At 54.4% G+C, this 12827-nt stretch carries 7 protein-coding genes, 1 tRNA gene and 2 rRNA genes; 2 read left to right on the forward strand and 8 right to left on the reverse strand.

Annotated elements, in window-relative coordinates:
• Positions 1-54: 54 nt before the first annotated feature.
• The 3 genes from AC4IBF_RS21545 to AC4IBF_RS21555 all read right to left on the reverse strand — a co-directional run bounded on the left by AC4IBF_RS21545 (position 55) and on the right by AC4IBF_RS21555 (position 4840).
• Positions 55-2958: ribosomal RNA gene (locus AC4IBF_RS21545) — 23S ribosomal RNA — on the reverse strand.
• 182 nt (positions 2959-3140) lie between these two features.
• Positions 3141-3216: transfer RNA gene (locus AC4IBF_RS21550), tRNA-Glu, on the reverse strand.
• Between the two features lie 84 nt (positions 3217-3300).
• Positions 3301-4840 (reverse strand): 16S ribosomal RNA (locus tag AC4IBF_RS21555).
• The 16S and 23S rRNA genes sit together here with 1 tRNA gene alongside, the layout of an rRNA operon.
• A gap of 453 nt (positions 4841-5293) precedes the next feature.
• On the opposite strand from AC4IBF_RS21555, the gene AC4IBF_RS21560 reads away from it, so the two are divergent.
• A complete protein-coding gene (locus tag AC4IBF_RS21560; RefSeq protein WP_136195843.1) occupies positions 5294-6001 on the forward strand; it encodes a FadR/GntR family transcriptional regulator in 708 nt (235 codons plus the stop codon).
• Positions 5998-7431: a multidrug transporter subunit MdtD gene (mdtD, locus tag AC4IBF_RS21565; RefSeq protein WP_115876784.1), complete on the forward strand. Its 1434-nt coding sequence runs from the start codon at positions 5998-6000 to the stop codon at positions 7429-7431. The genes AC4IBF_RS21560 and mdtD overlap by 4 nt, the downstream gene beginning before the upstream one ends.
• Here mdtD and rbsR read toward each other — a convergent pair.
• The 5 genes from rbsR to rbsA form a co-directional block, all read right to left on the reverse strand.
• Positions 7397-8389 (reverse strand): ribose operon transcriptional repressor RbsR, encoded by a 993-nt coding sequence (gene rbsR, locus AC4IBF_RS21570; RefSeq protein WP_111964226.1) that lies wholly within the window; start codon positions 8387-8389, stop codon positions 7397-7399. The genes mdtD and rbsR overlap by 35 nt on opposite strands.
• 3 nt (positions 8390-8392) lie before the next feature.
• Positions 8393-9322 (reverse strand): ribokinase, encoded by a 930-nt coding sequence (gene rbsK / locus AC4IBF_RS21575; protein WP_491463328.1) that lies wholly within the window; start codon positions 9320-9322, stop codon positions 8393-8395.
• A 107-nt stretch (positions 9323-9429) separates the two neighbouring features.
• Positions 9430-10320, reverse strand: a complete 891-nt coding sequence (gene rbsB, locus AC4IBF_RS21580; protein ID WP_008503498.1) for a ribose ABC transporter substrate-binding protein RbsB — start codon at positions 10318-10320, stop codon at positions 9430-9432.
• Between the two features lie 27 nt (positions 10321-10347).
• Positions 10348-11313, reverse strand: coding sequence for a ribose ABC transporter permease (gene rbsC, locus AC4IBF_RS21585; protein WP_021242657.1), 966 nt, complete (start codon positions 11311-11313; stop codon positions 10348-10350).
• A 4-nt stretch (positions 11314-11317) separates the two neighbouring features.
• Positions 11318-12823, reverse strand: a complete 1506-nt coding sequence (gene rbsA, locus AC4IBF_RS21590) for a ribose ABC transporter ATP-binding protein RbsA (protein WP_021242658.1) — start codon at positions 12821-12823, stop codon at positions 11318-11320.
• Positions 12824-12827 lie beyond the last annotated feature (4 nt).

Here is a 12827-nt window from a genome sequence, read left to right on the forward strand (position 1 = left end):
TATCAGGCTGAAATTGATTGTTCTGTCTCTTCGCCAAAACATCTTCGGCGTTGTAAGGTTAAGCCTCACGGTTCATTAGTATCGGTTAGCTCAACGCATCGCTGCGCTTACACACCCGACCTATCAACGTCGTCGTCTTCAACGTTCCTTCAGGACCCTTAAAGGGTCAGGGAGAACTCATCTCGGGGCAAGTTTCGTGCTTAGATGCTTTCAGCACTTATCTTTTCCGCATTTAGCTACCGGGCAGTGCCATTGGCATGACAACCCGAACACCAGTGATGCGTCCACTCCGGTCCTCTCGTACTAGGAGCAGCCCCCCTCAATTCTCCAGCGCCCACGGCAGATAGGGACCGAACTGTCTCACGACGTTCTAAACCCAGCTCGCGTACCACTTTAAATGGCGAACAGCCATACCCTTGGGACCTACTTCAGCCCCAGGATGTGATGAGCCGACATCGAGGTGCCAAACACCGCCGTCGATATGAACTCTTGGGCGGTATCAGCCTGTTATCCCCGGAGTACCTTTTATCCGTTGAGCGATGGCCCTTCCATTCAGAACCACCGGATCACTATGACCTGCTTTCGCACCTGCTCGAGCCGTCACTCTCGCAGTCAAGCTAGCTTATGCCATTGCACTAACCTCCTGATGTCCGACCAGGATTAGCTAACCTTCGTGCTCCTCCGTTACTCTTTGGGAGGAGACCGCCCCAGTCAAACTACCCACCAGACACTGTCCGCAACCCGGATCACGGGTCTACGTTAGAACACCAGCCATTAAAGGGTGGTATTTCAAGGACGGCTCCACGCAGACTGGCGTCCACGCTTCAAAGCCTCCCACCTATCCTACACATCAAGGACCAGTGTTCAGTGTCAAGCTATAGTAAAGGTTCACGGGGTCTTTCCGTCTTGCCGCGGGTACACTGCATCTTCACAGCGAGTTCAATTTCACTGAGTCTCGGGTGGAGACAGCCTGGCCATCATTACGCCATTCGTGCAGGTCGGAACTTACCCGACAAGGAATTTCGCTACCTTAGGACCGTTATAGTTACGGCCGCCGTTTACCGGGGCTTCGATCAAGAGCTTCGCGTTACCGCTAACCCCATCAATTAACCTTCCGGCACCGGGCAGGCGTCACACCGTATACGTCCACTTTCGTGTTTGCACAGTGCTGTGTTTTTAATAAACAGTTGCAGCCAGCTGGTATCTTCGACTGATTTCAGCTCCACCCGCAGGGGCTTCACCTACATATCAGCGTGCCTTCTCCCGAAGTTACGGCACCATTTTGCCTAGTTCCTTCACCCGAGTTCTCTCAAGCGCCTTGGTATTCTCTACCTGACCACCTGTGTCGGTTTGGGGTACGATTTCGTGTTACCTGATGCTTAGAGGCTTTTCCTGGAAGCAGGGCATTTGTTACTTCAGCACCGTAGTGCCTCGTCATCACACCTCAGCGTTAAAAGGTACCGGATTTACCTGGAACCTCCGCCTACATGCTTAAACCGGGACAACCGTCGCCCGGCTAACATAGCCTTCTCCGTCCCCCCTTCGCAGTAACACCAAGTACAGGAATATTAACCTGTTTCCCATCGACTACGCCTTTCGGCCTCGCCTTAGGGGTCGACTCACCCTGCCCCGATTAACGTTGGACAGGAACCCTTGGTCTTCCGGCGAGCGGGCTTTTCACCCGCTTTATCGTTACTTATGTCAGCATTCGCACTTCTGATACCTCCAGCAACCCTCACAGGCCACCTTCAACGGCTTACAGAACGCTCCCCTACCCAACAACACATAGTGTCGCTGCCGCAGCTTCGGTGCATGGTTTAGCCCCGTTACATCTTCCGCGCAGGCCGACTCGACCAGTGAGCTATTACGCTTTCTTTAAATGATGGCTGCTTCTAAGCCAACATCCTGGCTGTCTGTGCCTTCCCACATCGTTTCCCACTTAACCATGACTTTGGGACCTTAGCTGGCGGTCTGGGTTGTTTCCCTCTTCACGACGGACGTTAGCACCCGCCGTGTGTCTCCCGTGATAACATTCTTCGGTATTCGTAGTTTGCATCGGGTTGGTAAGCCGGGATGGCCCCCTAGCCGAAACAGTGCTCTACCCCCGAAGATGAGTTCACGAGGCGCTACCTAAATAGCTTTCGGGGAGAACCAGCTATCTCCCGGTTTGATTGGCCTTTCACCCCCAGCCACAAGTCATCCGCTAATTTTTCAACATTAGTCGGTTCGGTCCTCCAGTTAGTGTTACCCAACCTTCAACCTGCCCATGGCTAGATCACCGGGTTTCGGGTCTATACCCTGCAACTTAACGCCCAGTTAAGACTCGGTTTCCCTTCGGCTCCCCTATACGGTTAACCTTGCTACAGAATATAAGTCGCTGACCCATTATACAAAAGGTACGCAGTCACACCACGAAGGTGCTCCCACTGCTTGTACGTACACGGTTTCAGGTTCTTTTTCACTCCCCTCGCCGGGGTTCTTTTCGCCTTTCCCTCACGGTACTGGTTCACTATCGGTCAGTCAGGAGTATTTAGCCTTGGAGGATGGTCCCCCCATATTCAGACAGGATACCACGTGTCCCGCCCTACTCTTCGAGTTCACAGCCTGTGTGCTTTCGTGTACGGGACTGTCACCCTGTACCGTGCGACTTTCCAGACGCTTCCACTAACACACAAGCTGATTCAGACTCTGGGCTGCTCCCCGTTCGCTCGCCGCTACTGGGGGAATCTCGGTTGATTTCTTTTCCTCGGGGTACTTAGATGTTTCAGTTCCCCCGGTTCGCCTCGTTAACCTATGTATTCAGTTAACGATAGTGTGACGAATCACACTGGGTTTCCCCATTCGGACATCGCCGGGTCAAAGGTTCATATCACCTCGCCGGCGCTTTTCGCAGATTAGCACGTCCTTCATCGCCTCTGACTGCCAGGGCATCCACCGTGTACGCTTAGTCGCTTAACCTCACAACCCGAAGATGTTTCACTTCTGATTGCGAAAATTTGAGAGACTCGAACACACCTTAAAGATGTGTCGTTTCAATTTTCAGCTTGATCCAGATTTTTAAAGAGCAAATATCTCAAACGTGACTCGTAAGTCAGTTTTGAGATATGACGGCAGGTGACTTTCACTCACGAACCAGCAAGTGGCGTCCCCTAGGGGATTCGAACCCCTGTTACCGCCGTGAAAGGGCGGTGTCCTGGGCCTCTAGACGAAGGGGACGTGTAGTCTCAATCGCAAGACGCCTTGCTATTTACTTTTCATCAGACAATCTGTGTGAGCACTACAAAGGCAGGTTCTTTAAGGTAAGGAGGTGATCCAACCGCAGGTTCCCCTACGGTTACCTTGTTACGACTTCACCCCAGTCATGAATCACAAAGTGGTAAGCGCCCTCCCGAAGGTTAAGCTACCTACTTCTTTTGCAACCCACTCCCATGGTGTGACGGGCGGTGTGTACAAGGCCCGGGAACGTATTCACCGTAGCATTCTGATCTACGATTACTAGCGATTCCGACTTCATGGAGTCGAGTTGCAGACTCCAATCCGGACTACGACGCACTTTATGAGGTCCGCTTGCTCTCGCGAGGTCGCTTCTCTTTGTATGCGCCATTGTAGCACGTGTGTAGCCCTACTCGTAAGGGCCATGATGACTTGACGTCATCCCCACCTTCCTCCAGTTTATCACTGGCAGTCTCCTTTGAGTTCCCGGCCTAACCGCTGGCAACAAAGGATAAGGGTTGCGCTCGTTGCGGGACTTAACCCAACATTTCACAACACGAGCTGACGACAGCCATGCAGCACCTGTCTCAGAGTTCCCGAAGGCACCAAAGCATCTCTGCTAAGTTCTCTGGATGTCAAGAGTAGGTAAGGTTCTTCGCGTTGCATCGAATTAAACCACATGCTCCACCGCTTGTGCGGGCCCCCGTCAATTCATTTGAGTTTTAACCTTGCGGCCGTACTCCCCAGGCGGTCGACTTAACGCGTTAGCTCCGGAAGCCACGCCTCAAGGGCACAACCTCCAAGTCGACATCGTTTACGGCGTGGACTACCAGGGTATCTAATCCTGTTTGCTCCCCACGCTTTCGCACCTGAGCGTCAGTCTTTGTCCAGGGGGCCGCCTTCGCCACCGGTATTCCTCCAGATCTCTACGCATTTCACCGCTACACCTGGAATTCTACCCCCCTCTACAAGACTCTAGCCTGCCAGTTTCGAATGCAGTTCCCAGGTTGAGCCCGGGGATTTCACATCCGACTTGACAGACCGCCTGCGTGCGCTTTACGCCCAGTAATTCCGATTAACGCTTGCACCCTCCGTATTACCGCGGCTGCTGGCACGGAGTTAGCCGGTGCTTCTTCTGCGGGTAACGTCAATCGCTGAGGTTATTAACCTCAACGCCTTCCTCCCCGCTGAAAGTACTTTACAACCCGAAGGCCTTCTTCATACACGCGGCATGGCTGCATCAGGCTTGCGCCCATTGTGCAATATTCCCCACTGCTGCCTCCCGTAGGAGTCTGGACCGTGTCTCAGTTCCAGTGTGGCTGGTCATCCTCTCAGACCAGCTAGGGATCGTCGCCTAGGTGAGCCATTACCCCACCTACTAGCTAATCCCATCTGGGCACATCTGATGGCAAGAGGCCCGAAGGTCCCCCTCTTTGGTCTTGCGACGTTATGCGGTATTAGCTACCGTTTCCAGTAGTTATCCCCCTCCATCAGGCAGTTTCCCAGACATTACTCACCCGTCCGCCGCTCGTCACCCGGGAGCAAGCTCCCTGTGTTACCGCTCGACTTGCATGTGTTAGGCCTGCCGCCAGCGTTCAATCTGAGCCATGATCAAACTCTTCAATTTAAGTTTGATGCTCGTGAATTAAACTTCGTAATGAATTACGTATGTTCACTCAGAGACTTGGTATTCATTTATTGTCCGAAGACATTAAGAATCCATGTCACTTTGAGTGCCCACACAGATTGTCTGATAAATTGTTAAAGAGCAGTGCCGCTTCGTTTTCGCTGCGGCGCGGGGTGTGCATATTACGCTTTCCCGCTTCAGAGTCAAGCGTTTATTTACGCTATTCTCTGCTGACCCGGCGGCGTGTGTGCCGTTGTTCCGTGTCAGTGGAGGCGCATTATAGGGAGTTATTCCGACGTGACAAGAGGAAATTTAAAAAAAGTTTTCATCCGCGTTTTTTTTCACCACCAGAGGTGAAATCAAGCTACAAATTGTTCTATTTGATGTATCTGCAACCACAATCACATTCGAGGTGGCATAATTATCAGCATGTATCTTTAAGGAATAAAAGCGATGCCATTAAGCGCACAACAGCTGGCCGCCCAAAAAAACCTGTCGTACGTGCTGGCAGAAAAGCTGGCGCAGCGAATTTTAGCGGGTAAATATGCCCCCGGTAGCATCCTGCCGGGTGAAATAGAGCTGGGTGAGCAGTTTGGGGTGAGTCGTACCGCGGTTCGCGAGGCGGTAAAAACCCTGACGGCAAAAGGTATGGTGCTTCCACGTCCTCGCATTGGCACACGCGTAATGCCACAGAGTAACTGGAATTTTCTCGATCAGGAGCTGCTCTCCTGGTGGATGACGGAAGATAACTTTCATCAGGTCGTCGATCACTTTCTGGTGATGCGCAGCAGCCTTGAACCTCAGGCATGTCTGCTTGCCGCTACGCTGGGAACAGCAGAGCAGAAAGCGCAGCTTAACGCGTTGATGGCAGAGATGGTGTTCCTGAAAAAACACTTCAACCGCGAACGCTGGGTTGAGGTCGATATGGCCTGGCATGAACACATCTATATGATGAGCGCCAATCCGTTCCTTACCTCTTTTGCCTCATTATTTCATTCGGTGTATCACACCTACTTTACCTCTATTACACAAAACGAAGTGGTAAAACTGGATTTGCATCAGGCGATAGTGGATGCCATCCAGGAAAGCGACGGGCAACGAGCCCTGAGTGCGTGCCAGGCATTGCTGGCCGCGCCAACCCACCAGCAGGTAAATAAATGACAAAGAAAAAAGCGCGCAGCATGGCCGGATTGCCGTGGATTGCAGCCATGGCGTTTTTTATGCAGGCACTGGATGCCACCATCCTCAACACCGCGCTTCCCGCTATTGCGCAAAGCCTCAACCGTTCCCCACTGGCGATGCAGTCAGCCATCATCAGCTACACCCTGACGGTGGCAATGTTAATACCGGTCAGCGGCTGGCTGGCCGACCGCTTTGGCACCCGCAGAGTTTTCATGCTGGCCGTAACGCTCTTTACGCTCGGTTCGCTGGCCTGTGCGCTCTCCTCATCATTAACAGAGCTGGTTATCTTCCGCGTATTGCAGGGCATCGGCGGCGCGATGATGATGCCCGTGGCGCGCCTTGCCCTACTGCGAGCCTACCCGCGCAGCGAATTACTTCCCGTGCTCAACTTCGTTACCATGCCAGGCCTTGTTGGCCCGATACTTGGACCGGTACTCGGTGGCGTGTTTGTCACCTGGGCAAGCTGGCACTGGATCTTCCTGATTAATATCCCAATTGGCGTTGCGGGGCTGCTGTATGCCCGCAAATATATGCCGAACTTCACCACGCCAAGGCGCAGCTTCGACATGGGCGGCTTTTTCCTGTTCGGCCTGAGCCTGGTGTTATTCTCCAGCGGGATGGAGCTGTTTGGCGAGAAGATCGTCGCAACGTGGATAGCGCTCTCCGTTATCCTGGGCGGTATTCTGTTATTTCTTCTTTATATACGTCACGCGCGCCGCCACCCGACACCGTTAATCTCCCTGGGGCTCTTTAATACCCGAACCTTTTCCGTAGGGATTGCAGGCAACATTGCGTCTCGTCTGGGGACGGGTTGTGTGCCGTTCCTGATGCCATTGATGCTGCAGGTGGGTTTCGGCTACCCGGCCCTGATTGCTGGCTGCATGATGGCGCCCACGGCAATGGGCTCGATTCTGGCAAAATCAACCGTTACGCAGGTGCTGCGCTGGTTTGGCTATCGTAAGACGCTGGTTGGCGTGACGGTCTTTATCGGTTTGATGATTGCGCAGTTTTCGCTGCAGTCCGCCGCGTTACCCGTCTGGATGCTGATCCTGCCGCTGTTTGTGTTGGGCATGGCGATGTCGACGCAGTTCACATCGATGAACACCATCACCCTCGCCGACCTGACTGACGAGAACGCCAGTAGCGGCAACAGCGTGCTGGCGGTAACGCAACAGCTGTCGATCAGTTTAGGGGTTGCCGTGAGTGCAGCGGTGCTGAGGTTTTATGAGGGTTTTGACAACGCAAATACCGTTGAGCAGTTCCACTATACCTTTATTACCATGGGCGCACTTACCGTGGTATCGGCGCTGGTCTTTATGCTGTTAAAACCGAAAGACGGCAGAAACCTGATTAAAGAGCGTCATAAAGAGAAAGCTAAACCGAACCGCGTTCCATCAGAACAGGAGTAAGCTGCAGGCGTTGTTGCTGCAGCGTGGGCTGCGCCATACGGTGGATCAACACATCTATGGCCAGCTCTCCCAGTTCATCCTTCGGCTGATGAATAGTAGTCAGCGGCGGCGTCATGTAGCGGGCAAGTTCAATATCATCGTAGCCAATCACCGCCATATCGTCCGGCACGCGTAGCCCCGCCTGGTACAACGCCTGATAGGCACCAAACGCCATCGCATCATTACCAATAAAGACCGCCTGCGGGCGCTGCGCTTGCGTCAGCAGTTTCTGCATTGCCTCGAAGCCACCGTTAAATTCGAAATCACCAGTGATCCGGTAGCCATCAGGAATGGCGAGCCCTGCTCGATCCATGGCGGAGAGATACCCTTCCAGACGCAAACGCGCCGGGGTTTTATCCAGCGGACCGGTAATACAGGCGATGCGGGTATAGCCTTTATCAATCAGATACTGAGTCGCCATATCACCACCCAGCAGGGAGTTATCCTGAATGAGATCGCTGGTTCCGTCGAATGGGGCCCAGTCCATCATCACGGTGGGAATAGAAGGATAGCGCTGGATGATCTCTTTCGAGGGCTGGTGCGTTTCGGTGCAGAGCAACAGTAGCCCGTCGACGCGTTTTTGCATCAGCGTCTCCAGGTTACGATTCATGCGCTGCTCGTCACCTTCGGTGTTACACAGCACCAGGCTGTAGCCGCGCTCGAAGCAGCTGCGCTCCACGCCGCGAACCAGTTCTGAATAAAAGGGGTTGGTACTTGCGGTGATCAGCATACCGATGGTGCGCGTCTGATTGAGCTTAAGGCTGCGCGCCAGCGCAGACGGCGCATAGTTGAGTTCTTTTACCGCAGCTTCGACTTTTTCCCGAATCGCCTCGCTGACGAAGCGATCTTTATTAATGACGTGGGAGACCGTCGAGGTAGAAACGCCCGCCATACGGGCGACATCTTTCATTGTAGCCAAGCGTTACCCCTGCTGACTTAAGAATTCATCGATCTCTTTACGCCACGGAACGGAAGGCTGGGCGCCCTTGCGCGTCACCGCAATCGCGGCAGCGGCGTGAGCGAAGCGAATAGCATCATCCATTATCTTGCCTTCCAGCAGCGCGGTCACCAGTGCACCATTGAAGGTGTCTCCCGCTGCAATGGTATCAATCGCCTTCACCTTAAAGCCCGGCACACGACGACCTTCGCCATTGACGCTTGCCCACACCCCACGGCTGCCAAGGGTGATAATCACGGTGCCTATGCCCTTATCATGCAGTGCACGCGCGGCTCGTGCGGCATCGTCATCATTTTCTACGCGGATGCCCGTCAGCTTTTCGGCTTCGGTTTCGTTCGGCGTAATGATGTCCACCAGCGCCAGCAGCTCGTCTGATAATACACGTGCTGGGGCCGGGTTCAGTACAACAGTGGTATGATTTTCATGTGCAATTTTTGCGGCGGCCAGCACGCTTTCAACCGGTGATTCCAGCTGCATGAGCAGGGCTTCCGCTCCGGCGATGCTTGCATGTTGCGCTTCTACGCGCTCCGTCGTCAGCGCAGCGTTAGCCCCAGCATGAATACCGATGACATTCTCACCTTCAGCGTTGACGAAAATCAGCGCCACGCCGGTAGATTCCTCTGCAACAACGCTGACCGGTGCGATATCAATGTTGTCGCTCGCGAGCTGCTTGCGTACACGCTCACCGGTATCGTCATCACCCGTGCAGGCGATAAACGCAATATTCGCCCCACTGCGACCCGCGGCCACGGCCTGGTTGGCACCTTTACCGCCAAATGCCACCTGATACTGATTACCCGTGACGGTTTCGCCCGGTGCAGGGAACGATTCAAGGTTAAGAATGTGATCGGCATTGATACTGCCAAGGACGACGAGGTTGCCTGCGGTTTTCATGGTTGGGTTGTCCATCTGAGAGCGCCACCGGTGTTACCCGGTGGCGTATGCCACACTTTTCTTTTATTGGTGTCCCTCAGGCAGCCAGCGACTGCCTGATTCGCCTTTTACTGCTTGATGACCAGCTTCAGGTCAACCGGGTATTTAGCCTGAACTTTTTCGCCCTTCAGCACTTTGTCGGCAGTTTCAACGCCAGTGGCGCCAATCTGCTCAGGCAGCTGAGCGATGGTCGCAGCCAGTTTGCCATCGTTTACTGCTTTTTCACCATCCGGCGTGCCGTCAAATCCGACAACCATCACATCAGATTTACCTGCAGTCTGCAGAGCACGCAGCGCACCGAGCGCCATTTCGTCGTTCTGCGCGAAGACCGCCTGCACATCAGGGTGTGCGGTCAGCAGGTTCTGCATGACGTTCAGACCTTTGGTACGATCGAAGTCTGCTGGCTGGCTCGCCAGCACGTTGAATTTGTGTGCGGCCACAGCCTGCTGGAAGCCTTCGCCACGCTCGCGGGCGGCAGACGTACCGGCAATCCCCTGCAGTTCGATAACTTTCGCGCCTTCGCCAGCTTTCTTCGCGATGTAATCACCCGCGATTTTGCCGCCCAGCACGTTATCAGACGCAATGTGGCTCACCACGTCGCCTTTGGTTGCCTGACGGTCCAGGGTGATCACCGGAATTTTCGCCTGGTTTGCCATCTTCACGGCGTTGCCTACGGCGTCAGAGTCGGTTGGGTTGATCAGCAGAATTTTGGTGCCACGAACGGTTAAGTCCTGAACGTTAGCCAGCTCTTTCGCCGGGTTGTTCTGTGAATCCAGCACCACCAGGTTGTAGCCCAGCTTGTCCGCTTCTTTCTGCGCACCGTCCTTCAGGGAGACGAAGAACGGGTTGTTCAGGGTTGAGACAACCAGCGCGATGGTATCTTTCGCCATGGCGTTAGCACTTACGGTTGCGCTCAGCGCGACAGCAGAAACCAGGGTAGCCAGTTTTTTCATGTTCATATCTAAGATGTCCTGTAGTGTCGTCAGTTACTGTTTTTTGTTGTCTACCAGTACCGCCAGCAAAATCACCACTGCCTTAACGATCATCTGGTAATAGGAGGAAACACCTAACAAATTCAAACCATTATTCAGGAAACCGAGAATCAGTGCGCCGATCAATGTCCCAACAATGCGACCTTTACCGCCCGCAAGACTCGTACCGCCCAGAACCACTGCCGCGATAGCATCCAGCTCATACCCCGTACCCGCCGTCGGCTGCGCGGAAGAGAGGCGCGCCACTTCGATAATGCCCGCCAGTGACGCCAGCAGACCGCACAGGGAGTAGACGATAACTTTGACTTTATTAACGCTGATACCGGACAGGCGCGTTGCCGCTTCGTTACCGCCCAGCGCATAAATATAACGGCCCAGACGGGTATGGTGCAGCATGTACCACGCCGCCAGGAAGACGATAGCCATGATCCAGACCGGTGTCGGAACACCCAGCGGGCGACCGATACCGAACCAGCCAAACAGATCGGCGTTATCGGTGAAGCCGGTATTGACCGGGCTGCCGTTGGTATAAACCATGGTCACCCCGCGCAGCAGCAGCATCATCACCAGCGTGGCGATGAATGCCTGAACGCGACCTTTTGCCACAATCACGCCGGTGACGGCGCCAATCGCGGCCCCTGCCGCCAGGGCCGCGGCCACGGCCACCAGCGCGTTGACTTCAATCCCGACAAGCGAAGCGGCGATCGCGCCGGTAAGGGCCAGCAGGGAACCGACGGACAGATCGATACCTGAGGTCAAAATTACCAGCGTCATGCCGACCGCCATAATGGCATTCACCGACGTCTGCTGCAGAATGTTGAACAGGTTATTAACGGTGAAAAAGTTCGGACTCATGGTCGATACAATCGCGATCAGCACCAGCAGGGCAATCAGCGATTTTTGCTCCATGAGCCACGCCTTTGTGAAATAGCGGCGACCAGAAACAGCCTGGGTAGTCATCTTCTTACTCCTGATTCACGCGATTAAGCTTGCCCACAGCGGCAGCCATCAGAACTTCCTGGGTGGCCTGCTCGCGAGTGAATTCACCGCCGAGATGCCCTTCATGCATAACGATAATGCGATCGCTCATGCCTAATACTTCTGGCATCTCGGAAGAGACCAGAATGATGCTCAGACCGTCGGCCTTAAACTGGTTAATCAGCTGATAGATCTCTTTCTTCGCGCCCACGTCCACGCCGCGGGTTGGCTCGTCGAGGATCAGCACTTTCGGGCGCGTCATCAACCCGCGCGCAATCGCCACTTTCTGCTGATTCCCGCCGGATAACAGGCCAATCGCCTGCTCCATCGACGGGGTTTTGACGTTAAAGAGGCGGATAAAATCGCTGACCGCCTGCTGTTCGTCTTTATGCTTCAGGCTTCCACCGCTATGGCTGAAATAGCGCAGCGCGGTCAGGGACATGTTCTCTTTTACCGACATGCCCAGCACCAGGCCATCGCGTTTGCGGTCTTCGGAGATATAGACGATGCCGTTCGCCAGACCATCCTGCGGAGAGCGGGTGACCACTTCATGGCCGTCAAGGGTGACATAACCGCTGGTGCGCGGCAGTGCGCCGTACAACACTTTCATCAGCTCGGTACGTCCCGCTCCCATCAGGCCCGCCACGCCCAGGATCTCGCCCTGGCGCAGGGTAAAGGTCACGTCGTTCACACCCGGACCGCAGAGGTTGTCCACCTTCAGGCGGATCTCTCCCGGCGCTTTATCCAAATGCGGATATTGATCTTCAAGCTTACGTCCCACCATCATTTCAATGAGCGTATCTTCGGTCAGCGTGGCCACTTCGCGCTCGGCAATAAACTGCCCGTCGCGGAAAACGGTGACGTCGTCGCAGATCTCGAAGATCTCTTTCATGCGGTGAGAGATATAGACAATCCCGCGCCCCTGCGACTTCAGCTCGCGGATAACGCGGAACAGGGATTCGGTTTCAGTATCGGTCAGGGCGTCGGTCGGTTCATCCATAATGATGACCTTCGACTCAAAGCTCAGCACCTTCGCGATTTCCACCATCTGCTGATCGCCAATCGACAAATCGCCTACCAGACGGTCGCTCTTAAAGCGCAGGTTCAGCTTCGCCAGCAGCTTGTCCGCTTCAGCATACATAGTTTTCCAGTCGATTTTGCCGAACCGGTTAACAAACTCGCGGCCGAGGAAGATGTTTTCCGCAATGGTGAGCTGCGGGATCAGGTTCAGCTCCTGGTGAATAATGCCGATACCTGCTTCCTGAGAAGATTTCGGGCCAGTGAAGGTGGTTTCTTTACCCAGCCAGAGGAGTGAACCGGCATCGCGTTGATAGATACCGGTTAGCACTTTCATCATGGTGGATTTGCCGGCGCCGTTTTCCCCCACCAGCGCCATTACGCGCCCGGGGTAGACGTTCAGCGCCGCGCCGGAGAGGGCTTTTACGCCCGGGAACGACTTATCGATCCCTTTGAGTTGCAGTAATGCGTCCATGATG

The organism is Enterobacter sp. Taxon_8 (assembly GCF_058354585.1).